This is a genomic window from Corallococcus sp. Z5C101001, assembly GCF_007352635.1.
Classification (GTDB): Bacteria; Myxococcota; Myxococcia; order Myxococcales; family Myxococcaceae; genus Corallococcus; species Corallococcus silvisoli.
The window spans coordinates 217,880-244,166 of the sequence record NZ_VKLU01000008.1 but is presented as its reverse complement, the minus strand read 5'-3'; the positions used below and the strand labels follow the sequence as shown (position 1 = coordinate 244,166).

Annotated in this window: 20 protein-coding genes and 1 pseudogene; 9 read left to right on the top strand and 12 right to left on the bottom strand. The window is 68.1% G+C overall.

Features of this window, described 5'->3' with window-relative positions; genetic code table 11:
• Nucleotides 1–9: 9 nt before the first annotated feature.
• The 4 genes from dpdA to queE are packed head-to-tail and all read right to left on the bottom strand — an operon-like array spanning nt 10 to nt 4,018.
• Nucleotides 10–1,272, bottom strand: coding sequence for a tRNA-guanine transglycosylase DpdA (gene dpdA / locus FOF48_RS18930; RefSeq protein WP_143903623.1), 1,263 nt, complete (start codon nt 1,270–1,272; stop codon nt 10–12).
• Nucleotides 1,269–2,408, bottom strand: a complete 1,140-nt coding sequence (dbpB, locus tag FOF48_RS18925) for a DGQHR domain-containing protein DpdB (RefSeq protein WP_143903621.1) — start codon at nt 2,406–2,408, stop codon at nt 1,269–1,271. Before dbpB ends, dpdA begins: the two co-directional genes overlap by 4 nt.
• The gene (locus tag FOF48_RS18920; RefSeq protein ID WP_143903619.1) at nt 2,405–3,361 is read right to left on the bottom strand and encodes a hypothetical protein; all 957 of its coding nucleotides are present in this window, start codon (nt 3,359–3,361) and stop codon (nt 2,405–2,407) included. The genes dbpB and FOF48_RS18920 overlap by 4 nt, the downstream gene beginning before the upstream one ends.
• 9 nt (nt 3,362–3,370) lie before the next feature.
• Nucleotides 3,371–4,018 carry a 7-carboxy-7-deazaguanine synthase gene (gene queE, locus FOF48_RS37765; protein WP_143903617.1) on the bottom strand — a complete coding sequence of 216 codons (648 nt, stop codon included), beginning with the start codon at nt 4,016–4,018 and terminating at the stop codon, nt 3,371–3,373.
• Nucleotides 4,019–4,584: 566 nt separating this feature from the next.
• On the opposite strand from queE, the gene FOF48_RS18910 reads away from it, so the two are divergent.
• The 4 genes and pseudogenes from FOF48_RS18910 (at nt 4,585) to FOF48_RS37750 (ending at nt 6,346) form a co-directional block, all read left to right on the top strand.
• Nucleotides 4,585–5,019, top strand: coding sequence for a hypothetical protein (locus FOF48_RS18910; protein ID WP_143903615.1), 435 nt, complete (start codon nt 4,585–4,587; stop codon nt 5,017–5,019).
• Complete coding sequence (locus tag FOF48_RS37760; RefSeq protein WP_370456599.1) at nt 5,007–5,327, top strand: hypothetical protein; 321 nt, start codon at nt 5,007–5,009, stop codon at nt 5,325–5,327. Before FOF48_RS18910 ends, FOF48_RS37760 begins: the two co-directional genes overlap by 13 nt.
• A gap of 157 nt (nt 5,328–5,484) precedes the next feature.
• Nucleotides 5,485–5,835 (top strand): alpha/beta hydrolase family protein, encoded by a 351-nt coding sequence (locus FOF48_RS37755; RefSeq protein WP_370456598.1) that lies wholly within the window; start codon nt 5,485–5,487, stop codon nt 5,833–5,835.
• An 88-nt stretch (nt 5,836–5,923) separates the two neighbouring features.
• Nucleotides 5,924–6,346 (top strand): annotated as a pseudogene (locus tag FOF48_RS37750) (alpha/beta hydrolase family protein).
• A 7-nt stretch (nt 6,347–6,353) separates the two neighbouring features.
• On the opposite strand, the gene FOF48_RS18900 reads toward FOF48_RS37750, so the two are convergent.
• Nucleotides 6,354–7,124, bottom strand: a complete 771-nt coding sequence (locus FOF48_RS18900) for a bifunctional 2-polyprenyl-6-hydroxyphenol methylase/3-demethylubiquinol 3-O-methyltransferase UbiG (protein ID WP_143903613.1) — start codon at nt 7,122–7,124, stop codon at nt 6,354–6,356.
• 219 nt (nt 7,125–7,343) lie between these two features.
• Between FOF48_RS18900 and ptsP the strand changes: the two genes are divergently transcribed.
• The 3 genes from ptsP (at nt 7,344) to FOF48_RS18885 (ending at nt 13,087) form a co-directional block, all read left to right on the top strand.
• Nucleotides 7,344–9,842: a phosphoenolpyruvate--protein phosphotransferase gene (gene ptsP / locus FOF48_RS18895; protein WP_143903611.1), complete on the top strand. Its 2,499-nt coding sequence runs from the start codon at nt 7,344–7,346 to the stop codon at nt 9,840–9,842.
• On the top strand, nt 9,839–10,795 hold the full coding sequence (pfkB, locus tag FOF48_RS18890) for a 1-phosphofructokinase (protein WP_221938240.1): 957 nt from the start codon (nt 9,839–9,841) through the stop codon (nt 10,793–10,795). Before ptsP ends, pfkB begins: the two co-directional genes overlap by 4 nt.
• 105 nt (nt 10,796–10,900) lie before the next feature.
• On the top strand, nt 10,901–13,087 hold the full coding sequence (locus FOF48_RS18885; RefSeq protein ID WP_186001969.1) for a PTS fructose-like transporter subunit IIB: 2,187 nt from the start codon (nt 10,901–10,903) through the stop codon (nt 13,085–13,087).
• A gap of 93 nt (nt 13,088–13,180) precedes the next feature.
• Here the strand turns inward: FOF48_RS18885 and FOF48_RS18880 are convergent, their stop codons facing one another.
• Nucleotides 13,181–13,651 (bottom strand): thioesterase family protein, encoded by a 471-nt coding sequence (locus FOF48_RS18880; RefSeq protein ID WP_143903607.1) that lies wholly within the window; start codon nt 13,649–13,651, stop codon nt 13,181–13,183.
• A gap of 162 nt (nt 13,652–13,813) precedes the next feature.
• On the opposite strand from FOF48_RS18880, the gene FOF48_RS18875 reads away from it, so the two are divergent.
• A complete protein-coding gene (locus tag FOF48_RS18875) occupies nt 13,814–15,643 on the top strand; it encodes a metallophosphoesterase (protein WP_186001968.1) in 1,830 nt (609 codons plus the stop codon).
• Here the strand turns inward: FOF48_RS18875 and FOF48_RS18870 are convergent, their stop codons facing one another.
• Nucleotides 15,644–16,981 carry a DUF4032 domain-containing protein gene (locus FOF48_RS18870; protein WP_143903605.1) on the bottom strand — a complete coding sequence of 446 codons (1,338 nt, stop codon included), beginning with the start codon at nt 16,979–16,981 and terminating at the stop codon, nt 15,644–15,646.
• Nucleotides 16,982–17,071: 90 nt separating this feature from the next.
• On the opposite strand from FOF48_RS18870, the gene FOF48_RS18865 reads away from it, so the two are divergent.
• Nucleotides 17,072–18,736 carry an alpha-amylase family glycosyl hydrolase gene (locus FOF48_RS18865; protein WP_143903603.1) on the top strand — a complete coding sequence of 555 codons (1,665 nt, stop codon included), beginning with the start codon at nt 17,072–17,074 and terminating at the stop codon, nt 18,734–18,736.
• 9 nt (nt 18,737–18,745) lie between these two features.
• Here FOF48_RS18865 and FOF48_RS18860 read toward each other — a convergent pair whose 3' ends face one another.
• From FOF48_RS18860 to FOF48_RS18840, 5 genes are all read right to left on the bottom strand, one after another.
• Nucleotides 18,746–19,861, bottom strand: a complete 1,116-nt coding sequence (locus FOF48_RS18860; RefSeq protein ID WP_143903602.1) for a glucodextranase DOMON-like domain-containing protein — start codon at nt 19,859–19,861, stop codon at nt 18,746–18,748.
• Between the two features lie 150 nt (nt 19,862–20,011).
• Nucleotides 20,012–22,210: a hypothetical protein gene (locus tag FOF48_RS18855; RefSeq protein WP_143903600.1), complete on the bottom strand. Its 2,199-nt coding sequence runs from the start codon at nt 22,208–22,210 to the stop codon at nt 20,012–20,014.
• 141 nt (nt 22,211–22,351) lie between these two features.
• Complete coding sequence (locus FOF48_RS18850) at nt 22,352–23,296, bottom strand: glucodextranase DOMON-like domain-containing protein (RefSeq protein ID WP_143903598.1); 945 nt, start codon at nt 23,294–23,296, stop codon at nt 22,352–22,354.
• 52 nt (nt 23,297–23,348) lie between these two features.
• Nucleotides 23,349–24,236 carry a sugar ABC transporter permease gene (locus FOF48_RS18845; RefSeq protein ID WP_143903596.1) on the bottom strand — a complete coding sequence of 296 codons (888 nt, stop codon included), beginning with the start codon at nt 24,234–24,236 and terminating at the stop codon, nt 23,349–23,351.
• 3 nt (nt 24,237–24,239) lie between these two features.
• Entirely contained in the window at nt 24,240–26,162 is a 1,923-nt protein-coding gene (locus FOF48_RS18840; protein WP_255442372.1) for a carbohydrate ABC transporter permease, read from the bottom strand.
• Nucleotides 26,163–26,287: the final 125 nt, after the last annotated feature.

Sequence of the window (26,287 nt, the reverse complement as noted above, 5' to 3'; positions counted from 1 at the left end):
CTGAGGCCTTCAGGCCGCACTTCCCTGCTCAAGCCCGAGTTCCTTCTCGAGTTGCTGATAAAAAGTCCAGATATTGTGAAATCCACGCCTGCGGTTTCGTTCTGCTCCACGGAAGAGCACTACATGGTATCGCAACTTTCGGCACACCTCACAACCACACTGCTGCCAGGGAGCGTCCGTCAATGTTTTCCGGTACGCAACTTCGTGACTCTTCTTGGAATCCGGGTCATAAAAGCGCTCATACTCCAACAGCACAGACAGAACCTTGTCAACAGTCCACCGCCCTTCATCAAACAACCTCATGGCCTCAAGGCAAGCCTTTTCAAGCTTCCGGGCGACATCTTGTGACACCTGGCCAGATGAAATCTTTCGCTGCAGGGATGGATTCCCCTCCACCTGAGGAATCCGGATCGCAGTATAATTCGACCCGGATGAATAATAATTATCCTTATCATCCTTAAAAGCCTGCCTCAGCGGCGATGTGCTATCAAAAGAAGCGATGCCCAAGCGTTCGAATGTCTTCAGGTGCTCGGTCCTAGTAACTCCCAGCAAATGCAACTGAACACCAGGATTCCGAATCGCATCGATAGCCTTGAGACACGAAACAATATCATTCGATTTAAGCGGAACCATTCCGCCCAATGCAATTAAACGATATCCCATCCGTTGGAGCTCTTCGACGGAGTCCGCATACGACAAGGGACTCCATCCCTGCGCAACTCCCACAGGTTCAAAGGAGTAGCCTCCTGCCTTGTGTTTTTGATGGAACTCCCTAGCGAGCTGCAGTGTTAACTGCCGCCTTTCGCGCCACTCGCGGGGAACTAGTTCCGTTGAGGCGCCGTCCTCGTCTGCTGCAGGCTTGAACAGAAGGATGACGTGATCTAGGGAGATACCGTAATCAAACTGGCAGTTCCCATAAAAATCCAAAACCTCCCCAACGGAGTACGGTGGTACTTCCTCCTTCACGTAAGTAAACGCGCCGCAATCTCCCATGATGGAGAGTTGCCGGGGCGATTGGTCGAGACGGAAGAACTCGGGAGCCCCGAGGCGCAGCAATCGGTGTCGCTGAGCAAGGGTGTATCGGCTTCCAATCGCGCCGTATCCATCCACGATTCCTTTTGAAACCAGGAAGCCGTCAAACGGAGTCGCCTTGAAGACCTCATGAGCGTAGAGGTCATCCCGCTGCCGTTTTCTCGTGGTCGAGCGCCGTTCATGTTCGAAGTCAAAACTGGGATCGATCAAATCCTGGCTGTCAGGAAAAAAGAACTTCATGCGGCCGTCCGGAGGCTATTCATATACGCACGAATCAGGGCATTCGACAGAAGTCGAACATGTTGAGACGTATTTTGAATCTGATTCCACGCAAGACCTGATTCTTCCCAACACCCTTCGGTCCATCGACATACGGGTTGGATACGAAGAAGCTCCGCCTTCACCAACCGCAAAGCGCGCGCCCCATTAATATCAATATTACTCATAACCTTATCCATCAGATGCCCCATCGCGCAGATTCCGGTTCCATGCATCAACCGGCTTCGTGATGGATGGCGCCCCCAAGCCTCTGGAAACACATCTTTCACAGCAGTCCAGAATAAAATCAACATCCTTCGAATAGACTCGAAGTCAGTCTCCTGGGTGACAATGTTCCGATAGGGAAACAAACAACCCGTCAAACCGCTCAGGCTGTCTTTGATCATCGCCACTACAGCCGTGTCGGTGATGATGGCGCGGCGTCGGGCCTCCGCATTCATCGAATTTCGGCGAATGAGCCCCTTGAATGGCGACTCAGGGTCTCTGTTCAGCAGGTCGCAGAGCGCAGCTGGTGCCTTACGCACAGCCAAATTCGGCGGCAGCAAGGTTCCCACTTCCGGCAGCAACTCTGTGATGAGCCCACGAGGCAGAGGCTTAGTACTGTTGACCCTCAAGAATTGATCTCTTTGCAGGTCTACTTCATCCGCAATGAACGCGTTGACAGGAACGAGTAGATCTTGCCGTCGACATTGCGACAGGGACAGCGCCCTTTGCTGGCCATCCACGATCCATGCAGGCCTAGGCTGCCCAGGCTTTGGCAATGGAATACTCAGCGTGCCGGCCTCGGCACCACCACCATCTACGCGCGGTCCCCTTACTTTTCTGAAAACGACCGCAGAGGAAAGCGCGAGAATAATTGAATTTGGGAAAATGACTTCTTCCCCATTCAAATACTCCGTGATATTACGAACGTGTCGCTTTACTTCAGGACGTTGATATCCAAGCAGTCGCCCTTCAGCATCTCGGGACACTCGGGACACTTCTGCGATTACCTGCAACTCCTTTGCACTTAGCGCGAACATAAGGAGCGGATGTTGTGGCGTCTGAATGATCCGAATGGCACGCCGCTCGATGACTTCTCGCTTTGCCCTTTTCATGAGTTCTCCTGGACCTGGACGAATAGACTCTTGAAACGGCGTTGCTCACATGCGAATTGCCTGCCTCGCAATTGCCTCAACGCAGCGCTCCAAGACTTCGTCCCTTCATCCATGACTTGGCGGATGAATGTGCGCAGTTCGTCGTCAGTCATCGGCTGTCGATCATAGCTTTGAATCGGGTCGCTCGTCTTGATGAGATTCTGATATTTCGACTGAGCTTCTGCCGCATCCAGGCGGGCTCCTTGAGCGGACAGAAGAATCTCGCGTGCGACCCGAGCGTGAAGCCCCAACCTCGAACCACCCAGCCGTTGTTGATGATGGGCGCTCGACGGAATCCAATGCGGGGCTAGCAGTCCCTTTGAAAGAGGCGCAGGCGAGGACACCACCAACAGCCTCTCTGGATGCTGCAGGGCATTGGCCGCACCTTCAAGGTCATCCGAGATTGCCGCGATGTAGAGCGGAGAGGCCACGACCAGGATGCTCGAGTTCGACTGTTCGCTGGCCAATTGGCGAATAGTGCGTGCGTGGTGAGGAGCAGGCCCGGCATGGCTGGACAACGTTCCCCACCAGCGCCGGAGTTGTGTAGCCATGTCCTGATTGCCAGCATCACGTGCAACTGAATCCGCATGCCCTCGAGCAAACGTCGCGGAATAGGGCCGAACCAGGGCCTCGTTTGGAATCAATCCATATCCTGCGGAAGCAACCCATAGGTTGGGCTTGAACCCACTTTCATGCGCAATCGTCGGGAGTCCGAGAACAACGCTCCAATGCTCACCAGCATAGAGCTCTTGAACTGGGCCCAGAGGATGCATGTGGGACTGCAGTTGGTGCCACCAGGTGTTGGCTCGGACCTCAGCTTGCGCACCTCGAATGTGGCGCAGGTGAAGTGTCTCAGGCACCGGTAAGCGCTTGCGGTCCGTACAACTCGCGACGATGTGCAGCACATTTCCCATAGGTACTCCTCAGGGAATTCCCAGAACCTTGTGCATCTGCAGCCCCAGTCGCCACCTCGGATGCTCCAGGCAATACTCAAGCGCCAATTGGGTGTTCCGCGCACGATCCGGTCCATCCATGGGCTGGAGGATGAAATGGGTGAACCCGAGTGATTCAAAGCGCCCTGGCTCGAAGCCTATTTGGGGAAAAACCAGCTTCAATTCGTTGCCAACTCGCTGCACCAACTCACTGCCCGACTTCGGGCTGACGCAGACCCAATCCACCCCTTGGGGAACAGGCCTTGTTCCGTTGGTCTCCACCGAAACCTGGAATCCTCGGGCATGCAGAGCATCCACCAATAGGCCATCAAGCTGGAGCAGCGGTTCCCCCCCTGTGCACACCACCATTGGCTGTGAACTGGACTGCTCGCGAGGCCACGCTGCGGCAACAGAGTCGGCCAGAGCCTCTGCTGAAGCGAAGCGACCTCCACCTGGGCCGTTCGTTCCTACGAACTCGGTATCACACCAACGGGAACATCCCCCGGGCCCCTTGGCCCGATCTCGTTCGAGGCCATTCCACAGGTTGCATCCCGCGAAGCGGAGGAATACAGCGGCACGCCCAGCCTGAGCGCCTTCCCCCTGCAACGTGTAGAAGAGTTCCTTGACCGCGTAACTCACGGCTTGGACCCCAGTTCATTTTTCTCCGTGTTGCGGGCCACGTTCCTTTTCCTTCGCGCTTGAAGAACTGCAAGGCGTACTGACGTACCTTGCGCGCAGTTACTCCGCTGCACAACGCTTCCGTTTCTGCATCATGCCCTCTGCCGTCCGTAGGTCGAGGAAAAGCATGGAGTAGCAGGGTCCGCTGACCTACGCCAAAGCCCGATAACTTCCAGTAGACTCAGCGGGTCCAATCGGTGCTTCGGGCTACGGCTTCACCAGGAGAGCTGCTGCGGCATACTGACCGCATTCGCCCTCATGCACACGGTCGACTCCGGTACGTCCGCAGTCCAGGCGTCCTAGCCGATCCGTCACTGCGCGTATGTCCATGAAGCAGAGGGCACCGCACCAGGCGCCGAGCGTATCTGCTGCGCAGAGTCGTGCGACCAGAGCAGTCACCTTATCGAGTACATCCATGGACGTGCCGGCAAGAACTGTTTGAGACCGCGCCTGAAACGCCCCCTCTTGACTACAGCTGTAGGCATGCCATATCTCTCATGACTACAAATGTAGCCAGGAGGGATACCGTGAGCAGACCGCTGCGTGGACAGGTGGACCCTGACGGACCTCCCGAGTCCCCCTCCGGGGGACCCCAGCCGCTCCCTCCGTTCATCCGAGAGGGACTGGGATGGGTCCTGGCGATCCAGCTCCTGCTGGCCTTCATCTGGCTGGGGCCACCGCGCGCGGAGCTGTTTCCGGTCCTCCAGATCGCGCTCTCCATCCGCATGGCTCCAGTAGCACACGAGCGGGCCGAATGGAGTGCGTGGCTCCCGGCGGCCGCCTCCACGTCCTCGTCCGTGCTGGACGCGCTGCACACCCGGGTCCGTCGGGCGCGCGTGTGGTTGAAGGCCGCGGCCACAGTGCGTCGTCACGCCGTCCCCCTCGTGCGCGCGGAGCTGGAGTCCTGGTGGCACGAGGCGCTGGCGGCGCAGGCCCCCTCGGAGACCCGATGCGCGTCCTGAGCCTCATCCTGCTCCTGTTGGGCGCCAAGGCCTCCGCGCTGCCCCCGGATCCATTTCTCCTCCAGTACGCCCAGACGCGTCAATTAAACAACGGCCGCCCCATGGCCGCGCGCATCACGCCCGATGCGCGCACCGTCTTCTTCCTGCGCAGTTCGCCCACGCCCAGCGTGATGACGCTCTTCTCGTTCGATGTGGCCACCGGCCAGACGTGCGAGTGGCTCACGCCGGCGAGCCTCCTCCTGGGCGCGGAGGAGACCCTGACCGCCCAGGAGAAGGCCCGTCGCGAACGCACCCACACCACGACGTGAGGCTTCACCACCTACGCCCTCTCCGAAGATGGCACGAAGCTGCAGCCCCCCCTCTCCAACAGACTCTAGGTCGTGGAGCGCGCCACCGCGAAGGTCTCCGAGGTGCCCACGGGTCCCGTCGTCCTCGACCCGCAGCTCTCCCCCGGACGGCAGGCAGGTGGCCTACGTGCGTGGCAACGACATGTACCGCGTGGACCTGGCGGCCCGCACAGAGCGCGGCGGCACGCTGGACGTGTCGGAGTTCGTCGCGCTGGAGCCTGCCCTGCGCCTCCAGCTCGACTTGCGTCAGGTCGGAGCCGAGCGGTACCAGGCCGCGCTCGTGCGCCCCCGCGACTTCAAGCCGGGCGTGAAGCTGCCCGTCATCGTCCAGGCCTACTGCGGGCCCACGGTCACGGTCGTGCACCAGTCCCTGGCGCAGAACCTCCTCGCCCAATGGATCGCCGACCACGGCTTCCTGGTCGTGAAGTTCGACGGGCGCGGGACGCCCCTGCGGGACAGGGCCTGGTAGCGCGCACTGAAAGAAATACGACGTCTACGGCATCACGCTGGACGACCAGGTGACCGCGCTCCGCGCGCTCGCCGCAGAGGTCTCCGAGATGACCCTGGACCGCGTGGGCATCGAGGGTTGGAGCTACGGCGGAGACACGGCGGCCCTCGCGGTGCTGCACCGGCCGGATGTCTTCAAGGCCACCGTCGCGGACGCCACGACCGCAGATCAACGCGACGACGACACGCACTAATCGGAGCGCTACTTGGGCCTGCCCCAGGAACACCCCGACGCCTACGCAAAGGGCTCGCTCCTCACGTAAATCCAGGAGGACAAGCCCATCGGGAAGCTGCTCCTCGTGCACGGTACGGTGGACGACAGCGTCCTCTTCTTCCACACGCTCAAGCTGTCGGATGCGCTCTTGAGAGCGGGCAAGGACCACGACGTGCTACCGCTCAGCGGGGCCACGCACCAGGTGACAGATCCGCTCCTCAGCGCACGCCAGGGGGAGCACGTGATGCGCCACTTCTAGACCGCGCTCACGGCCTCCGCGCGGTGATGAGCGGCTGGTTGAAGCCCGTCTCCTCTGGCGTGTACCAGCGCGGATCCACGAGCCCCGCCCTCGTGAGCGCCTGCTCCAGCTCCACGCGCTGCAACAAGCGGTAGATGCCGGTGTGCTCGGTGGTGTGCCAGACGCCGGACTCCTGGCGCAGGATGAACTGGCGCACCGTGTACTGCCTTTCATCCACCGCCCAATCCCAGACCTGGAAGAGGACGCGGCGGCCCAGCGGTGTGTCCAGCACCCGCTCCGCCGTGAAGCGCGGCCGCTTCTCCAGGAGCGCCGAGTGGTCGCGCAGGCTCGCCACCAGCAACCCGCCCGGCACCAGTCGCGACGCCATCGCGTTCGCCGCGTCCTCCAGGTCCGAGTCCTCCAGCAGGTGCGCCATCGCGTTGTCGCAGGACATCACCACGTGAAACGTGCCCGGCACCTGCCAGTCCAGCATGCGCATGTCCGCAACGCCGGTGGTGAGGCTCACGTGCATGGCCCGGGCTTCCCGCTCCGCGCGGGCCACCGCGGAGGGACTCAGGTCCGTGGCATGCACCGCGTAACCCCGAGCCGCCAGCCCCAGCGCCTGCGTGCCGATGCCGCATGCGCAGTCCAACACCCGGCGCGGAGGCGGCGCGCCTGAGCGGCGCAGCAACGCGTCCAGCACCGCGCCCTGCCGGTCCACCGCCTGCTCCCAGTCCGCGAAGAGCAGGTGGTATTCCTCGGCCAGCCCTTCGTAGAAATCCAGGACGCTGTCAGACATGACGGCTTCCTCCTTAACACCCTCCTACGTCCCGTCACGCGCGCCGATGCAGGACGTCGCCTGGCTGCCCTGCCCCTGGCAAGGAGGCCTTCTCTCCCGCGAAGCTGTTGCCCGGAGGACGGGGCTCCGAAGCGCTCACCGGGGCTTTCGGGGCGCCGGGGCAGGATGGGATGTCGTTCCCGGCGTGAAGCGCACGCGCACTCGAAGCAAGGAGCCCCGATGCTGATGTTGACCCCCTCGCAGGTCCGCCTGGGACGGTCCGCCGCCGACAAGGCGGAGGCCATCCGGCAGGTCGGGCAGGTGATGGTGGACGCGGGCTTCATCGCGCCCGGCTACGTCGACAGCATGCTCCAGCGCGAGCAGGTGTCCGCGACCTACCTGGGCCACGGCATCGCCATTCTCCATGGCCTGCCAGCGGCGCGGGACCTGGTGCTCCAGACGGGCGTCGTCGTCGTGCAGTTTCCCGCCGGGGTCGCCTGGAATCAGGACGGCCACGCGCGCATCGTCGTGGGCATCGCGGCGAAGTCCGATGAGCACCTCCAGGTGCTCGCCAACCTCACCGGCGTGCTGGGCGACGAGGCCCGCGCCGAGGCCCTGGGCCACACGCGAGACCCCGCCGTCATCATCCACGCCCTCAACGGCATTGACTCCGCGCCGGAACCTCCAGCCGCGCCTCCTGTCATCGAGGGCCGCCACCTCCAGGTCGCATCCCCTTCCCCGGATGGCCTGCACGCGCGCCCGGCCACCGTGTTGGTGGAGGTGGTGCGGCGCTTCCGCGCGGACGTCACCGTCCATCACGAAGGGCGGCAGGCCAACGCCCGCAGCCTCCTGTCACTCCTGCGCCTGGGGGCCCGGAGCGGCACGGCCCTGACCTTCACCGCGACGGGCGATGACGCGGACGCGGTGCTGGTCGCGCTGCGCGAAGCGTTCGCGTCCGGCCTGGGCGAGGAGCCCCCCGCCGCGCCGCTCCCGAGCGCGGCGCCCAGGCCCGCCGTCACGCTCGACTACGAGGGCACGCTGGTGGCGGGGCTGTCCGCGTCGCCGGGCATCGCCGCCGGGCCCGTCTGGACCTGCCAGCGGGAGCGGCTGGAGGTGGAGGAGCGCGCCGCCGACACGGCCCGCGAGCACCGCCTGCTGGAAGAAGCCCTGGCGGGCGCGGCGGCGGAGCTGCGCCAGTTGCACGAAGGCTTCCTGACGAAGGCGGGGGCGCGGCGGGCCGCCATCTTCAAGGCGCACCTGGAGCTGCTGGACGACCCGGAGATGCTGTCGGAGTCCCACGTCCTCATCGACACCGGCCTCAGCGCGGGGGCGTCCTGGCGCCGCGTCTTCGAGAGCCGCGCGGAGGCGCTCGCGATGCTGGACGAGCCGGTGCTGGCCGCTCGGGCCGCGGACCTGCGGGACGTGGGCCGGCGCGTGCTGCGCCCCCTGGCGAAGGGGGTGGAGGGCGAGGCCACCTTTCCGGATCACCCGGTGGTGCTGCTGGCGGAGGACCTCGCTCCGTCCGACACCGCCAAGCTGGACCCCGCCATGGTGCTGGGCCTGTGCACGGCGGGCGGCGGCACCACGTCGCACACGGCCATCATCGCGCGCTCGCTGGACCTGCCGGCGGTGGTGGCGGCGGGGCCGTCCGTGCTGGATCTGCGCGACGGGCAGCACTGCATCCTGGATGGGGATGCGGGCGTGCTCGTCGTGGATCCGTCGGAGCGGGACCAGGCGAAGGCCGCGCACCAGCTCGAGCGCATCCGGGCCCGGCGCGAGGAGGAGCAGTTGGACCGCTACCGGCCCGCCATCACGCTGGACGGCAAGCGCGTGGAGGTGGCCGCGAACATCAGCGAGGCCGCGGATGCCCGGAAGGCCGTGGACGCGGGCGGCGAGGGCGTGGGCCTGATGCGCACCGAGTTCCTCTTCCTCCGGCGCGACGATCCGCCCGACGAGGAGGAGCAGTTCCAGGCGTACCGCACCATGGTCCGCGCGCTGAACGGCCTGCCGCTCATCCTGCGCACGCTGGACATCGGCGGCGACAAGCAGGTGCCCTACCTGTCGCTGCCGGCGGAGGAGAACCCGTTCCTCGGCGTGCGTGGCATCCGGCTGTGCTTTGAACGGGAGGACCTGTTCCGCACGCAGCTGCGCGCCATCCTGCGCGCGTCCATGGAGGGGCCGGTCCGCATCATGTACCCGATGGTGGCGATGCCCGAGGAGCTGGCGAAGGCCCGCGCCATCACCGAGTCCGTGCGCCAGGAGGTCGGCGCGGCTCCCGTGGAGACAGGCATCATGATTGAAGTCCCGTCGGCGGTGATGATGGCGGAGCGGCTGGCGCGGGACGTGTCGTTCTTCTCCATCGGCACCAATGACCTGACGCAGTACGTGCTGGCGATGGACCGGGAGCATCCGGTGCTCGCGCCGCTGGCGGACGGCCTGCACCCGGCGGTGCTGCGCATGGTGGACCTCACGGTGCGAGCGGCGCGCAAGGCGGGCATCTGGGTGGGCGCGTGCGGCGGCATCGCGGGTGACCCGTCCGGCGCGGTGGTGCTGTCCGGCCTGGGCGTCACGGAGCTGAGCGTGGCCATTCCCAGCATCTCGTCGGTGAAGGCGCTGCTGCGCGGCATCCGCATGGAAGAGGCGGAAGCCGTGGCCCGAGAGGCGCTGGAGTGCGGCGGCGCGGCCGAGGTGCGCGAACGGGTGCGCCCGCTGCTGAACCGGAAGGGAGCGCGGGCATGAGGCCAGTGAAGCCGGGCGTGGTGACGGTCACGTTGAACGCGGCCATCGACCAGACGCTGGAGTGTCCGGGGTTCACGGCGGGCGCGGTCAACCGCGTGGTGGCGGAGACGCGAACGCCGGGGGGAAAGGGCATCAACGTGGCGGCGTTCCTCGCGGGAGGCACCCGGCCCGTGACGGCGGCGGGCTTCCTGGGCACGGACAACGTGTCGCTGTTCGAGACGCTCTTCCACGACCGCGACATCCAGGACCGCTGCATCCGGCTCCCGGGCTCCAGCCGCGTGAACATCAAGGTCGTGGACCGCACGAGCGGCGCGGTGACGGACCTGAACCTGCCGGGGCTCCGCGTGCCGGAGGAGGCGCTGGACGCGCTGTTCGCCACGCTGGACGCGCTGACCGAGGACCACGGGTGCTTCGTGCTGTCGGGCAGCGTACCGGCGGGGGTGCCCTCGAACATCTACGCCACGTTGACGCAGCGGCTGCACGCGAAGGGCGCGGTGGTGGCGCTGGATGCCAGCGGGGAGCCCCTGCGCCACGGGGTGGCCGCGAGGCCGGACTTCGTGAAGCCGAACGTGCACGAGCTGGGGGAGCTGGTCGAACGTCCGCTGAAGACGCCGGGAGACGTGGCCCGGGCCGCGCGTGAGCTGCACGCGGGGGGCATCGGGCTGGTGGTGGTGTCGCTGGGCGCGGAGGGGGCCCTGTTCGTGTCGCACGAGGGCGCGTGGCGCGCGCTGCCGCCGCCGGTGGAGGTGGCGAGCACGGTGGGCGCGGGCGACGCACTGGTGGCGGGCGTGCTGGCGGCGAGGTTGGACGGCCATGACCTGGAGACGTGCGCCCGCAGGGGCACGGCCTTCGCCGCGGGGAAGCTGGCCAGGGTGGGGCCGGTTCCCCCGGCGCCGGAGCGGGTGGCGGAGCTGGTATGCGCGGTGCGGATGCACCCGCTGGGCACGGGCTGAGACAAGGGTGGGGCCGGCTCCTCCGATGGCGGAGCTGGTATGCGCGGTGCGGATGCACCCGCTGGGCACGGGCTGAGACAGCGCTGCGGCAAGGACTCGACGACGATGGCGAAACTGGTGGCGGTCACCGCCTGTCCCACGGGCATCGCGCATACCTTCATGGCCGCCGAGGCGCTTCGTCGCGTGGCGGAGCTCAAGGGTCACGACCTGATGGTCGAGACGCGCGGCGCGGAGGGCGTGCGCACGCCGCTCGATGGCGCGGCGGTGGCCCAGGCGGACGCGGTCATCCTCGCGACGGACATCACCGTGGACGAATCGCGCTTCCACGGCAAGCCGCTGGTTCGTACCTCCACGGCGACAGCCATCCGCGACACCGAACGCATCATTGACGAGGCCATCGCCCGCGCCACGTTGCACCGCACGACGGCAGCCGAATCCGTACCGGGGGATCCCACCCGCCCGAACTCCGGAGCCGAGGAAACTCCATCCCTCGCGCCACGCCGTGCCGACGCGTCCACGACAAGCATTGCCTCGCAGCCCCTCGTCACCTCCCGCGCCACGCGCAGCGCGGATGCGCCCTCGACAAGCGTCGCCTCGCCCCCCGCTGCCACCTCCAGCGCCTCGCCCCGCGCGGAAGCGCCCACGACAAGCATTGCCTCGCAGCCCCTCGTCATCTCCCGCGCCACGCGCAGCGCGGATGCGCCCTCGACCAGCGTCGCCTCGCCCCCCGCCACCTCCAGCGCCTCGCCCCGCGCGGAAGTGCCCATGACAAGCATCGCCGCGCCCCCCGCCACTTCCAGTGCCACCCCTCGCGCGGAAGCGCCCACGACAAGCATCGCCTCGCCCCCCGCCACCTCCAGCCCCCCGCACCGCACTGATGCCACGCCCCCGCGCACGCCGCCGTCCACCGCGCCCACGAGGACCCTGGTCGCGGTGACGGCCTGCCCCACGGGCATCGCGCACACCTTCATGGCCGCGGAGGCCCTGACGCGCGCCGCCCGCGCGAAGGGCTACGCCATCCGCGTGGAGACGCAGGGCTCCGTGGGCGCGAAGAACACGCTGACCTCGGAGGAGATCGCCCAGGCGGACGCGGTCATCATCGGCGCGGACACGCACATCTCCACCGAACGCTTCGCGGGCAAGCGCCTGCTCCAGACCTCCGTCGGTGAAGCGCTGAAGCAGGCGGACCGCGTCGTGGAGCAGGCCCTCGCCCTGCCCGCGCCCCCGGGCGCCATCCCCGCCATTCCCCTCCCAGGCGCTCCCGCGAGAGCCGAACCCACGGGCGTGTACAAGCACCTGCTCACGGGCGTGTCGTTCATGCTCCCGTTCGTCGTCGCGGGCGGCCTGCTGCTGGCGCTGTCATTTGTCTTCGGCATCGACGCGTACAAGCAACCCGGCTCGCTGCCCGCCGCGCTGAAAGGCATTGGCGACGCCGCCTTCGCCCTGATGGTCCCTGCGCTCGCGGGCTACATCGCGTACTCCATCGCGGACCGGCCCGGGCTCGCGCCGGGCTTCATTGGCGGAATGCTGGCGAACCAGCTCAACGCGGGGTTCCTCGGCGGCATCGCGGCGGGCCTGCTCGCGGGCATCGTGGCGCGCACGCTGCGCGACCGCATCCGGCTGCCCGCGAACCTGGAGGGCCTCAAGCCGGTGCTCGTCCTCCCCCTGCTCTCCGCGCTCATCGTCGGACTGCTGATGACCTACGTCATCGGAGCGCCCGTCGCCGCGCTGATGGGGGCCCTCACGCGCTTCCTCCACGGCCTGTCCGGAACGAATGCCGTGCTGCTGGGCCTGCTCCTGGGCGCGATGATGGCCGTCGACACCGGAGGCCCCATCAACAAGGCCGCGTATGCCTTTGGCGTGGGCCTGCTGGGCTCCAACACCTTCACCCCCATGGCCGCGGTGATGGTCGCGGGCATGACGCCGCCGCTGGGCCTGTCACTCGCCACCCGGGTCGCGAAGCGGCGCTTCACCCTCCAGGAGCGCGAGGCCGGCAAGGCCGCCGCCGTGCTGGGCCTCGCCTTCATCACCGAGGGCGCAATCCCCTACGCGGCACGCGACCCGCTGCGAGTCATCCCAGCCATGGTCTTCGGCTCCGCCATCGCGGGCGCCGTGTCCATGGGCTTCGGCTGCACGCTGCGGGCGCCCCACGGCGGCGTCTTCGTGCTCGCCATCCCCAACGCCGTGCAGCCGCTGGGGCCCTACGTGCTGGCGCTCGTCGCGGGTACGCTGGCCACCACGCTCGCGCTCGTCGTGCTCAAGCGGCCCCTGCCCGACACGCCGGGGCCCTGACGGGGCCCCTCAGCATCCGCGCGGCAGGCGCACCCGGCAGGGGGGGCCCTCCTCCACCGTGCGCGAGGGCCCGCACTTCCGGGCGCGGCGGCACTACGTCTGCGCAGCGGCCGAGCGACCCTCCAGCAGCTCGATGGCGCTCCGCACCGCCGGCGGGACCGGCACCTTCTCATGCGTGGCGTAGCGCAGCGTCACGATGATGGAGCCCCCGCGCGTGTAGAGGACCCCGTCGTCCGCGCCCGCCACCACGTGCTCGAAGGTGATGGAGGACGTGCCCACCCGCGCGACGCGCGCCCCCGCCACCAGGCTCACCGGGAACACCACCGGCCGGAGGTAGTCCGCGTGCGTGTTGGCCAGGATGGGCCCGACGCCCTCCGCCGTCGTCCGCTCCGTCCCCGCACCAGACGGCCCCACCAGACCGATGCGCGCCATGTACGCGATGCGCGCGGACTCGAACCAGGTGAACGTCCGGGCGTTGTTGACGTGCCCGAACGCGTCCATCTCGCTCCAGTGCACGGTGAAGGGCACGACGACGGGGAAGTCCTTCAGGGCCGCATTCGACATGCCCTCATGGTCGCAAGGACCGTCCCACCGGGGAATGGAAACCACGCCTGCCTGCCCTCCAGGAGGCAGGGGCAGGCGTGCTAAGCCAGGGGTTCATGGCTCTCCGGTCCGCCCTGGCGCCTTCCTTCCGGCCGTTCCCCTCCACCGTCCCGGGTCCTCGCGATGGCGGGTGAGACCACGCGGCCCCAAGGGGACCGCCAAGACACCACGCCCGCGCCCTGGGAAGACCCAGGACCCAAGCCGCCGCCGCAGCTGGTGCGCGAGCGGGGCAGCGCCACCGCCACGAAGCCCCAGAAGCACGCGGACATGGTGCGCTGGCTGCATCCCACGCAGGTGCTGCGCACGGGCCTGGACGCGGTGGTGGCCACGGTGTTCGGCGCGCGCGCGGACCACCGGCTCATCGAAGCGGTGGTGCGTCCGCAGGCGCCCTACTTCGACTACTCGGAGGAGGCCGGCGCGGACGGCGACCTCTGGCTGGACTACGTCTCCGACATCGGCGACGGCTGGGACTCCACCTACGCGGTGGCCCGCCTGCTGGCCCTGCCAGAGCTGAACCTCCCCGAGGAGGAGGGCGGGAAGGTCCACGCCACGCCGCGCGGCCGGGTGCTCATCTTCGGCGGGGACGAGGTCTACCCGGGCGCCAGCCGCGAGACCTACGAGGAGCGCACGGTGCAGCCCTACGAGGCCGCCATGCGCCGCTCGCAGGCGCCCCACCCGGACCTGTTCGTCATCCCGGGCAACCATGACTGGTACGACGGGCTGTCCGCCTTCATGCGGCTGTTCTGCGCGCAGCGCTGGCTGGCCGGGCGACGCACGCGGCAGACCCGCAGCTACTTCGCGCTGAAGCTGCCACAAAAGTGGTGGCTCATCGGCACGGACGTGCAGCTCAACAGCGACATCGACGTGCCCCAGGTGGAGTACTTCCGCCAGGTGGCCGAACAGATGGGCGCAGACGACCGCGTCATCCTCTGCAACGCGGAGCCCGCGTGGGTGCTCGCGGCCGCCCGGCGCGCCAAGGGCAGCTACCTGGAGAACAACCTGGAGTACCTGGAGGAGAAGGTGCTGGGGCGGCGCATCTGCGTCTTCCTCGCGGGGGACCTGCACCACTACCGCCGGCACGAGGACGACACCGGCCAGCACCGCATCACCGCGGGCGGCGGTGGCGCCTTCATGCACCCCACGCACGCGCCCGCGGCCCCCGTGCTGCGCGACGGCTCCACGCTGCGCAAGTGCTTCCCGGACGAGGCCACGTCGCGGCGGCTGGCGCGCAAGAACCTGCTCCTCATCCGCTACAGCCCCCTGTTCGGACTCATCACCGGGCTGTGGTACCTGCTGCTCGCGCTGGCGGCCTACGCGGAGGTGGGCTCGCTGGGCCTGTCCCGGCTGCCGGAGGTGGCGTCGGCGGTGGCCAACAGCATGGTCAACCGCCCCTGGACGCTCATCCTCGGGATGGTGACGGTGGGAGGGCTCGCGGGGCTGGCGGACGCGGCGCTCGGGAGGTGGCGCGCGCTGCTGGGCGGACTGCACGGGGCCGCGCACATCGCGGCGGCGTTCTGGGTCGCGTGGGGCGCCACGTACTTCACGGTGAGCAAGCTGGGCATCTGCCCGGAGCTGATGCCGGACGGAGCGCACTGCACGGACGGGTGGATGCACCTGGCCGGCAAGTTCTTCTTCTCGTGCACCCTCACGTTCGTGGGCGGCTTCCTCGTGGGCCCGTTCATCACCGGCGTGTACCTCTGGCTGTGCGTGAACTTCTTCGGCGCGCACTCCAACGAGGCCTTTGGCGCGCTCGCGCTGCCGGACTGGAAGAACTTCCTGCGCATGCGCATCGGGAAGGACGGGGCGCTGACCATCTACCCCGTGGGCCTGGAGCGCGTGCCTCGCAAGTGGAGGCCCACGGGCGCCGGCCCCATGGCGCCCGCGTTCGACCCGGACGACCCCAGGGCCACCGAGCCGTTCCTCATCGAACCGCCCATCCGCATCGGCGGTTGATCACCCCACCGGGCGCGAGGCCCCGGGCCCGCCGGCGGGAGCCTCCTCCTCCGCGCTCCCGCTCGCGGCCCGCGCGGTGTCCTCCAGCAGCGGCGCGATGCCGGGCTGCTTGCGGGTGAGCGTCACGTAGTCCTGGAGGGCCGCGTCCAGGCCCACGTCGCGCCTCGCGCGCTCGGACAGGAACCACTTGTGCTCCAGCACCTGGCAGTAGAGCTCCGCCGTGTCCGCGACGCGGCCCAGCTCCTTCTGGAGGCGGGACAGCGTGGGGTGGTAGCGCTCGTCCAGCCAGCGGAACGCGGCCACGCTCAGGGGCACGCTGCGGTCCAGCTTGCGCGTCAGCGTGGCCTTCATCTCCCGCACCTCGTTGAGCAGCAGGCTCGCCTGCCGCTCCTCCGCGACGATGCCGGTGAGCGTGTGCAGCTGGTGCCGGTGGTATTCGCGGTCCGTGACGATGGTGCGCATGCGCAGCTGGCTGCCCTGCCCGCTCGCGACCAGCTCCACCTCCCCCACGGAGAAGCCCAGGTCGTTGAGCGTGCGGATCCGCTCGTGGATGCGGTAGCTCTCGTGGGGCTGGAGGATGATCTCCCGGTTGATCTCGGCCCACAGCCGCTCATAGCGCTGGCGGATGCTGCTGGCCGTCTCCTGCCAGGCCTCCAGCTCCTGGGGCAGCTCCTCCGCCAGCTCCACGCGCGCGGCCAGGTCCGCCAGTCCTCCGGCGACGTTCTCCTCCATGATTTGCAGGTCCATCTCCCGCTGGCCCGCGGACAGCTGCTCGTGCAGCTCGGACGTCTCCGCGTCCACCGCGTACGCCTGCAGCTCGCCCGCGTCGCGGCGGAAGAGCACGTTGGACAGCGAGCAGTCGCCCCAGAAGAAGCCGCCCAGGTGCAGCCGCACCAGCAGGCCCGCCATCGCGTCCAGCAGCCGCGAGCGGTAGCGCTCCAGGCCCTGGTGCATGAACAGCGCGCGGTACGGCAGCGACGACGCCAGGTACTGCGTGATGAGCATCCCGGGCCGGTCCCCTGGCGCGGACTCCAGGTCCGCCTCCGTCTGGACCGCCAGCCCCACGGGACACACCGACGGCAGGCGGCGGTCCTCCAGGCCGCGCAGCACGTCGTACTCGCGCTGGGCCACGCGCGCGGGCGTCTCCTTGAAGGCGTAGATGGTGGCGCCGTAGCTGACGAAGACCACCACGTGCCGGGACAGTCCGCGCGGCACCTCCACCACGCGGGGTGAACGCTCCGGCCACGCCTCCAGCGGCAGCTCCCACGGGAGGTCGAGGAAGTCTGGGTGGCCCTGCCGGATGTGCAGGGAGTGGAGGCGGCGCGCGGGGTGGGACATGGCGGCTCCCAGCCTACTGGCCGGGTGGGCGCGCTTCACGGGACCCGGACGCTGGCCGGGGCGGAACGTTCGCTGCTAGAGGAAGAAGGCATGCGTCCCCTCCGCGGCCTCTCCCTGTGCAGCGCGGCCCTGCTGTCAGCCTGCGCGAGCTCCTCGCCGTCGCCCGGCATCAACCCGCCCGCGCCTGGAAGCGTCATCCTCGCCGCGCCGGCCGGAGACGGTTGGTATCGGGGCGCGGTCTTCTACGAAGTGTTCGTCCGCAGCTTCCAGGACTCCAACGGCGACGGCGTGGGGGACCTGCCGGGGCTCATCTCGCGCCTGGACTACCTGAACGACGGCAACCCGGCGACGACGGACGACCTGGGCGTGGATGCGCTGTGGTTGATGCCGGTGTTCGCGTCGCCCAGCTACCACGGCTACGACGTCGTGGACTACGAGCGCATCCAGACGGCGTATGGGTCGCTGGATGACCTGAAGCGGCTGTGTGACGAAGCCCACCGCCGGGGCATGCGCGTCATCCTCGACTTCGTCATCAACCACACCAGCTCATCGCATCCGTGGTTCGTGGACTCGGCGTCGTCGCCGCAGTCAGCGAAGCGCGACTGGTACCAGTGGCGCGCGAACAACCCGGCGTGGAACCAGCCGTGGGACACCTACTCGCAGACCAACACGTGGCATGAGCGCAACGGCGCCTGGTACTACGGCGTCTTCTGGGGCGGCATGCCGGACCTGAACCTCCAGACGCCCGCGGTGCGCGAAGAGGTGAAGCGTCTGGCCACGCTGTGGCTGGAGCGCGGCGTGGATGGCTTCCGGCTGGATGCCGCGCGCTACCTCATCGAGACAGGCGGAGGCGCGGGCCAGTCCGATACGCCGGAGACGCACGCGTTCTGGAAGGAGTTCTCCGCGCACGTGCGGTCGGTGAAGCCAGACGCGGTGCTGGTGGGAGAGAGCTGGAGCGAGACGCCGTCGGTGGCGAAGTACTACGGCTCCACCGCGACGGTGCCGGGCGGGGACGAGCTCCCGCTCAACTTCAACTTCCCCATGTCGACGCGGGTGCTGGAGGGCATCAACGCGGGCAGCAGCGGCGGCGTGGCGGCGAAGCTGCTGGAGATGCGCAACAACTACCCGGCGGGCGTGGCGGACGCGCCGTTCCTCACCAACCACGACATGGTGCGGTTGGCGACGCAGTTCTCCAACGACACGTCGAAGCTGGGGCTGGCGGCGGCGGTGCTGCTGACGCTGCCGGGCGCGCCGTTCCTCTACTACGGCGAGGAGCTGGGGCTGGGGAACGGCGCCGGAAACAACGACGAGGCCAAGCGCACGCCGATGCCCTGGACGGCCGCGCCGGGCGGAGGGTTCACCACGGGCACGCCGTGGTACGGCTTCTCCTCCGGCCGGGAGACGGCGAACGTGGAGGCGCAGCGCGCATCACCGGGCTCGCTGCTGTCGCGCTACCGGTCGCTCATCCACGCGCGCCAGGGTTCGGAGGCGCTGCGCACGGGAGGCCTGCGGCTCTTCACGGCGACGACGGGGGTGTCCCGCACGCTCGCGTTCGTGCGCATGCGGGACGACGAGCAGGTGCTGGTGGTGCACAACTTCTCCAACGCCCAGGAGGCCGTGGGGCCATTCGACGTGGAGGGCACAACGGTGGAGCCGCTGTTCGTGGATCCTGGCGTGGCGCCGCTGACAGGAGGCTCGGGGGCGTGGAAGACCAGCATCCCGCCGCGCTCCACGGGCATCTGGCGGGTGGAATAGCGGCCGGCGTCACGGCGCGGGCGACGGAGGATCCACGCGCCGTGCATCCTCCACACCGGGCACGGCCACCCCTGGCACCGACATGTCCTCCGTGCCCGCCGGAGCCACCTCCGGCGCACCCGCGCCTTCCGAGCCCGCCGCCGGGGCCACCACCGCCGCCGGGACCACCTCACGGCCCGCGGGGACCACCGCGCTCCACGCCGGCTTCGTGGGCCCCAGCACCTCCTCTTGCGTCGTGCCCGGCTGCACCAGCAGGTCCACCACCGGCGACTGCGACGCATCGCCCTTGCGGCCTCCGCCGAAGCGGTCGTAGGTGGCCTCCCCCGGCGCGATGCCCATCGCCATCAGCCGCTGGTTCGCGGTGACATCCCCGCCGAACATCCCGCCCAGCGCCACGCGCCGCTCGAGGGACGCGCCCGTCACCGCCACCGCGTAACCCCAGTCCGCCCGCGCGTGTCCCCCCAGGAAGCGGTCCGGCACCTGGAACATCACGGTGCGCCCGCTCACCTGGATGATGGTGGGGAAGAACACCCGCGCCTCCAGCGCCTGCTCCGTGGCCGCGTTCAGCTCCGCCTCCACCTTGCCGCCGATGGGGCCCGTCTTCTTCTCGTAGTCATCCAGCGCCGCCTGACGCCAGTGCTTGCGCAGGGCCTCCCGCGCCTCGTACGGGCGCGGCGTCAACACCACCGCCTTCTCCCACCCGGAGTCCGGCGCCAGCGTGAGCCCGCGCCCCGGCAGCGTGTCCGTGCGCCCGGAGCCCGCCACCCGGTCGGTGTCCACGTACAGGTCCACGTTGAATGTGTAGAAGCCGTGCCGCGCGCGCTCCGCGACCGTGGCGCCCTCCAGGTCCAACGCCTGCGCGCGCGACGGCCTCGCGATGGGGTGGGCGAACGTCACCTCGAAGCGCGTCGCCTCTCCATCCGCGAACGCCGCCACCGACACCATGTCCAGGTCGCCCCGCCCCAGGTCCGTCCGGCGCGGATACACCAGCTCCCCGTCGCCGTGGTCATCCCCCACCGGATCCGTCAGCCGGAACAGCAGCGCGTCCTCGCGCGTCTTGCCGCCGGAACACGCGGCCAGGGAGGAGGCGAGCAGGAGCGCGGACAGGCGGCGGCGCGGGAGCACGGGAGGACACCTCGAGCACGAAGAGAGGGAACGGCCCTGGAGGTGTATCGCGCGGGGCCCCAAACGCAAGGAGCCCGGAGTGCCTTCACAGGCGCCCCGGGCTCCCACTGCGTCAACCGCATGCCCCGCTGGATGCAGGGCGCGCGGAGACTAGAACTGCGCCTTCATGAACGCCTTGACGCGCACGTGCTCGAAGTGGCGCTCTTCCAGGCTGTTCCAGCCGCCGTTGCGGTTGGTGAAGCCGCGCGAACCCACCGCCACGCCATGGTCGGCCGAGATGGTGTCGTCCGCGTACTGCACCACGAAGCCGTCGCCGAAGTCGGGACGGAAGGTGCCGAACGCGTACTGGCCCTCCAGGCCGAACTCCACGCCGGACAGGATGTAGCGCGCCTTCACCAGCAGCTGGTTCTTGTTGTGCTTGCCGGACGCCATCTCCTGGTTGTTGTACGCCTGGAACGCCGTGTTGCCGTCCAGCAGGTCCGCGAAGAACTTGGAGTAGCTGGCGGACACGTACAGGTCATCCGTGAACTGGTAGCCCGCGCCCGCGGTGAACGTCGTGTAGTCCAGCAGGCGGTCGTCGTCCGCGATGTTGTCGAACGGCTTGAACTGGTAGCCCGTGTCACCCTCGCTGTTCGTGATGACCGCCGGGTTGCCGTACAGGCCGGAGGTGCTGTTGCCAGCGCTGTACTCGTTGACGAGCGAGTTGTCGCACGCCACCGCGCCGCCCGGGCACGCGCCCTGCTGGAACGGCAGGAAGCGCGGGTCGTTCATGCGCTTGTCCGACTCGTGGATGTACTTGAACTTGCCGAACACATCGATGCCCTTCAGCACGTCCACCACGTACTTGGCGCGCAGCGCGATCAGGTGCGTCTTCTTGTCCTGGAAGGGCTGGTAGGCGGTGCGGAAGTTGTGGCCCACGCCCGAATCCAGCTCCGTGCCGGGGTACGTGGTGTTGTTCAGCGACTGCTGGTCATTGCCGTACGCCTGCCAGTTGGTGTTGTAGGTGATGAAGGAATACTCACCGCCCACCTCCAGCGCGCCGTTGGTGTAGACCGGGTTCGCCGTCACGCCCTTCCAACCGATGGCCGTCTCCGCCATGGGCTCGTCGAAGTCCGTGAAGTCGTTGTCCACGTTGATGGTGGCGACCTGCTGGGCCTCGCTCGTCCAGCCGCCGTAACCGATGCGGGTGGGGTTGCCCTTGTAGACGCCGTAGGACGCGTTGGACGGACCGGGGAACGCGAAGCTGCCGTCGTGACCTTCGGTGAGCAGCACGTCCGCCTCGCGGCGGCTGGCCATCACCGCCACGTAGTCCGCGCCAATGCTGAACAGCTGGAAGTTCAGCGACAGGCCCACGTCCAGCGGGTCGTTGAGGGACGCGTTCAGCATGTACGTCTGGTCGGTGTGGCGGCCCGCCAGCACCGCGCTGTAGCCGCCAATGCCGCCGAAGTTCGCCGGCGACAGCACCGGGTCCGCGTTGGAGTACGACGTGTACGCGGCGCCGCGCACGTCCAGCCACGAGCCCATGTGCAGGCCCGCCTTCAGGCCGCCCACGCCGTTGCGGTAGCGCGGCGTGAGGTCGCGGCCGTTGTCGAAGTCGTTGTCCTCGGCGTTGATCTCCTGGTCGTTGGCGTACTGGAAGATGCCGCCCACGTCGAAGAGCTCGGAGGGGGTGTACTTCGCCTGGAAGCCGTAGGAGGCGTCACGCGCGTGGAAGACGCCCGTGTTGAAGCTCGGGCCCGCCCAGAGCCGGGGGAGCGCGATGCGCGCCGCGTCCCACGTGAGCTTCCGGTCGAAGTTGGAGCCCTGCAGCATGATGGCCGACGCGTTGTCGCGGTCGATATAGCGGACGCGGCCGATGACGAACGGGTCGAACTGGCCCAGGTCCGTCGAGCCGATGAGCGCCGAGTCGATGAGGTAGCCCGGACGCAGCGTCACCGCCATGCCGCGCAGCTTGATGTACTGGTTGGAGCGCGGGTCGAACTCGCCGCAGTCGCCCGCGACACAGGGCTTGGACGGGTCACCGCCGAAGCCACCGAAGTTCGTCCAGAAGTTCTGGTTGAAGCGGCTGTGGATGCGGCCGTTGACCTCCACCTGCGGGGAGATCTTCGCGTTCAGCAGGAGCTCCAGCTCCGTGCCGATACCGTTGTCGCCGTAGCCCTCACCGGGAACTGTCGTGAAGTTGTACATCGCGCCCTGGTCGCGCTGATTGCCCCAGAGGTATTTGGTATAGGTCGTGCCACCAATGGTGAGCTTGGGGCCGCTGTCCTGCGCCATGGCCGCCCCAGGAATCAGGCCGGCCGCCACGGTGAGCGCACACGCTCCCCGCACCACGTTCTTGCGATTCTTCATGATGTTCGGAAAACCCTTCTCGAAGACTTGATTCAGAGGGGGGTCATCCCCTCTCCCGGGGCCGCCGCGGGTTCACCGCGGCAGCCCTCCCCATGTTGCATCAAACCTTGAAACAGACTGTTTTGAACAGTCCGCCGACGACTACTTCGTCGGCGTGGCCGTGGTCGGCGCCGGAGCGTCCGTCGTTCCAGCCGGAGCGGGCGCCGGAGCCGGAGCCTCGGGGGCCGCCGGAGCGGGAGCAGGAGTCGCCGCGCCCGCCTGCGCCGCGGGGCGGTTCGGGCCCGCCACCATCTTCAGCGTGGCCTTCTTCGTTGCGGAACCGTCACTCGCGCACTCGTAGGCGAGCATGTCGTACTGCGCCTTGACCTCGGAGCTGTCGCCCTTGCCCTGGCCGGCCAGCACGTCAATCACATGCGGGTCGCAGTTGAAGTCAGAGCCGCCGCCAAAGCGGTGCTGGCCCTCGTATTCATTCACGCGGCGCGTGAGCAGGTCATTGTCCGCCGGGAAGCCCTCGTTGGACTGCATCACGACCTGGTAGCCCCACTTCGTCGGGTCGCCCTCGCCCAGGTCGGAGTTCAGCACCGTGGCGGTGATCTTGTTGCCGGAGGCGCGCACCTTGGTGGGCACCACGACGGCGCCCTTCATCGCGCCCGCCTTGTTGTTGGCCTCCGCGCGCACGCGCGAGGAGCCCTGCGGGGAGATGATGATGACCTTGTCCCAGGCGTCCTCCGGGGCGAAGGCGATGTTGAGGCCCGGGGGGCTGTCCGTGAAGCCGCTGCCCACCTTGTGGTCCGTGTCGATGAAGACGAAGACCTCCTGCACGGAGAAGCCGTCCGCCATCTTCCAGGGGTTCTCCAGCGACGCCTTCAGCTGGATGGTGATGTCGGTCTTGTTGCCGCCCTGGTCCAGCGTGAAGCCCGTCAGGTCGAACGAGCCCGGCTTGTACACGGGGTCCGTCGGGTAGGTGTACTTGCCCGGGCCCTTGTCATCACCGGTGGGGTCCTTGAACGACACCTTGTCGGCCAGGGCCGGCGCCGCGGACAGCGAGGCGGCCAACGTCAGGACTGCGATGCGGGGGTTGATCATGGGATGCGGCTCCTTGCAACGACAGACGGGGGGACTGCGAAGAACGGCGCGACTAACCCTTCACGCCACCGGCGGTGAGCCCGGAGACGAGGTACTTCTGGAGGAAGAGGAAGAGGAACACGACGGGCACGGACACGATGATGGAGCCCGCGGCGAAGTAGCCCCACTGCTGGCTGAAGCCACCCACGAAGAAGCGCAGGCCCACCGGCGCCGTGTACATGGCTTCCTGGTCCATGAACGTCGCCGCGAGGATGAACTCGTTCCACGCGGTCATGAAGCTGAAGAGCGCCGTCACCGCCACCGCGGGCTTCGCCAGGGGCAGGATGACGCTCCAGAAGATGCGCCCCACGGACGCGCCCTCAATCAGCGCCGCCTCCTCCAGGTCCTTGGGGATGGTGTCGAAGTAGCCCTTGAGCATCCACACGCTGAACGGGATGGACGTGGTGGCGTACACGATGATGAGGCCCAGCCGGCTGCTGCCCAGGCCCAGCCACTGCACCAGGATGATGTAGAGCGGGATGAGCATCAGCGTGCCCGGGAACATCTGGGACACGAGGAACGCCATCATGCCCGCGCGCTGGCCGGGGAACTTGAAGCGGCTGAAGGCATACGCCGCGGTGCACGCCAGGAACACGCCCAGCACCGTGGTGCCAATGGCCACGATGGCGCTGTTGAGCATCCACTTCGCGAACGGCTGGTCCGTCATCACCGACGCGAAGTTGGACGTGGAGAAGGTCTCCGGCCACGGCGTCACCGCGCGCAGCCGGTCCCAGAAGGTGGGGTTCTCCGGCAACGTGGAGATGGCCAGGCTCTGCTTGCCGGAGAAGGCCAGGCTCACCACCCAGAGGATGGGGTAGAGGGTGAAGAGGGTGAAGGCCACCAGCACCGCGTGCAGCGGCAGGTGGGAGAAGCCTTCGCGACGTTCCGAGAAGAGCGCCATGGGTTACGCGGCCTCCGTTGCGCGGCTCATGCGGTTCTGCACCAGGCTGTAGAGCAGCAGGATGCCGAAGATGACGGTGGAGTACGCCGCCGCGTAGCCGTGGCGGTAGCGCTCGAAGGCGAACTTGTACGCCTGGGTGACCAGGATTTCGGTGGAGCCGCCCGGGTCGCCGCCCGTCACCAGGAAGATGATGTTGAACATGTTGAAGGTCCACACCACCGACAGGATGACCGCCGGCACCAGCGCGGGCTTCAGCGCGGGCAGCGTGATGGCGGTGAACTGCTGCCACCGGTTGGCCCCGTCCACGCGCGCCGCTTCGTACAGCTCCCCGGGGATGGACTGGAGCGCGCCCAGCGACACCACCATCATGAAGGGGAAGGACAGCCAGCCGTTCGTCGCCAGCGCGGTGAGGAATGACGTGACGGGCGAGTCGAACCACGCCAGGCCCTCGCCGCCGAACATCCGGATGACGTGGTTCACCACGCCGAACTGCTGGTGGAACATGCCCTTCCAGATGAGCGCGGTGATGTAGTTGGGCATGGCCCACGGCAGGATAAGCAGCACGCGGTACACCGGCCGCATCCGCAGGTTGGGCACGTTGAGCGCCAGCGCCAGCAGCAGGCCCACCGTCACGCCGATGGTCACGTTCGTCACCGTCCAGAGGATGGTGAAGAGCAGCGTGTAGTAGAAGTTCAGGTAGTTGAAGACCAGCGAGCCGTCCGCCGCCGTCTTCGCGAAGCTGAAGTCGCCCAGGATGTCCGTGTAGTTACGCAGGCCAATCCACAGCTCCGACAGCGGCTGGCTGCTGTTGTAGAGGTTGGCGTCGGTGAACGACAGCGTGATGCCGTAGGCGAAGGGGAAGAAGACCAGCAGCACCATCCCCACCATCGCCGGCGCCACGTAGACATACGCCTGCCGGTGCTCCACCGCCGTCGCCACCATCCGGTGCAGCGCGCCCAGCCCGATGAAGAGCAGCACCGCCAGCCCCAGCGCGCCCAGCGCGCCCAGCGCCTTGCCCGCGTCACCGCGCACCTGGGCGCCGCGCGCCGCGAGCTTGTCCGCGTCCGGCGCGCCGGAGTCCGTCAGCCGGCCCAGCGGGCGGCGCATCGCGTCCGCGTCCCACGCGCCCGGCTTCAGCGCGGGGTCCTCCTTCAAGTGGTTCGCGGCCACCAGGGTCCGCGCCAGCTCGCCGCGCGTGCGCAGCTCCGCGCTCACGGCGTCTTCGGTCTCGCGCAGCTCCGCGTCCAGCGCGCGCAGCGAATAGACGGTGTAGCCGCCCAGGCCCGCCAGGAAGAGCGCCGCCGCCACCGCCACGCGCGCGCCCTGACGCGACAGCGCGTACACCGCGCCCGCGCACGCCGCCAGCGGCAGCAGCAGGGCCAGCAGCACCGGCGTCCACGACGGCGCCTCCGCCTCCGTCAGCACCGGCGTGAAGTACTCCACCGAGCCCACCACCTGCCCGTCCACCTCCACCGGCGCGGCCAGCAGCTGGCCCCCGGTGGGGAGCATCTCCGACTCCACCTCCGCCTTGCGCGCGCCCTCTTCCTCGCGGTTCGTCTCCACCGCGGCGCGCAGGCGCTGGCCGCGGTCGTACAGCGGCTTCTCCTCGCGCGACAGCCGGCGCGGCGCGGCCTTGTCCCCGGTGTCGTCCGGGAAGGTGGACGCCTCCAGGCGGATGCCGCTGAAGGCGATGACGCGCGCGGCGCTCCCCGGCGTCCCGGGCCAGGCGGAGACCACCGCCTTCACGGCGTCGCCGTGGCCCTCCGCGCGCTGGACCAGGTCCGCCAGGCCCAGCAGGGCCACGGCGGACTTGCGCTGCGCGCGCTCCTGGCCGCGCTCGGCCTGGGCGCGGACCAGGAGCCCGTGCGCCAGGAACAGGGACGCGCCCAGCGCCAGCGCGAGCCCCACCAGGACGCGCCCCCTCATGCCTCCCGCGCGGCCCGAGGGCCCCGAAGTGGCGGGGTCCGTCGCGGCGTTGTTCGGGGAGCCGCGGCCTGGCGCCTGGGAGGCACCGGCCGGGGAAGAGGACTCCTGGGGGGCGTTCTGGCTCA

What these genes read in the sequence shown, in the direction of transcription:
- dpdA (WP_143903623.1), bottom strand. Translation starts at nt 1,272, where the DNA reads ATGAAGTTCTTTTTTCCTGACAGCCAGGATTTGATCGATCCCAGTTTT.
- dbpB (WP_143903621.1), bottom strand. Translation starts at nt 2,408, where the DNA reads ATGAAAAGGGCAAAGCGAGAAGTCATCGAGCGGCGTGCCATTCGGATC.
- FOF48_RS18920 (WP_143903619.1), bottom strand. Translation starts at nt 3,361, where the DNA reads ATGGGAAATGTGCTGCACATCGTCGCGAGTTGTACGGACCGCAAGCGC.
- FOF48_RS37760 (WP_370456599.1), top strand. Translation starts at nt 5,007, where the DNA reads ATGCGCGTCCTGAGCCTCATCCTGCTCCTGTTGGGCGCCAAGGCCTCC.
- FOF48_RS18900 (WP_143903613.1), bottom strand. Translation starts at nt 7,124, where the DNA reads ATGTCTGACAGCGTCCTGGATTTCTACGAAGGGCTGGCCGAGGAATAC.
- ptsP (WP_143903611.1), top strand. Translation starts at nt 7,344, where the DNA reads ATGCTGATGTTGACCCCCTCGCAGGTCCGCCTGGGACGGTCCGCCGCC.
- pfkB (WP_221938240.1), top strand. Translation starts at nt 9,839, where the DNA reads ATGAGGCCAGTGAAGCCGGGCGTGGTGACGGTCACGTTGAACGCGGCC.
- FOF48_RS18885 (WP_186001969.1), top strand. Translation starts at nt 10,901, where the DNA reads ATGGCGAAACTGGTGGCGGTCACCGCCTGTCCCACGGGCATCGCGCAT.
- FOF48_RS18880 (WP_143903607.1), bottom strand. Translation starts at nt 13,651, where the DNA reads ATGTCGAATGCGGCCCTGAAGGACTTCCCCGTCGTCGTGCCCTTCACC.
- FOF48_RS18875 (WP_186001968.1), top strand. Translation starts at nt 13,814, where the DNA reads ATGGCGGGTGAGACCACGCGGCCCCAAGGGGACCGCCAAGACACCACG.
- FOF48_RS18870 (WP_143903605.1), bottom strand. Translation starts at nt 16,981, where the DNA reads ATGTCCCACCCCGCGCGCCGCCTCCACTCCCTGCACATCCGGCAGGGC.
- FOF48_RS18865 (WP_143903603.1), top strand. Translation starts at nt 17,072, where the DNA reads ATGCGTCCCCTCCGCGGCCTCTCCCTGTGCAGCGCGGCCCTGCTGTCA.
- FOF48_RS18855 (WP_143903600.1), bottom strand. Translation starts at nt 22,210, where the DNA reads ATGAAGAATCGCAAGAACGTGGTGCGGGGAGCGTGTGCGCTCACCGTG.
- FOF48_RS18850 (WP_143903598.1), bottom strand. Translation starts at nt 23,296, where the DNA reads ATGATCAACCCCCGCATCGCAGTCCTGACGTTGGCCGCCTCGCTGTCC.
- FOF48_RS18845 (WP_143903596.1), bottom strand. Translation starts at nt 24,236, where the DNA reads ATGGCGCTCTTCTCGGAACGTCGCGAAGGCTTCTCCCACCTGCCGCTG.
- FOF48_RS18840 (WP_255442372.1), bottom strand. Translation starts at nt 26,162, where the DNA reads ATGAGGGGGCGCGTCCTGGTGGGGCTCGCGCTGGCGCTGGGCGCGTCC.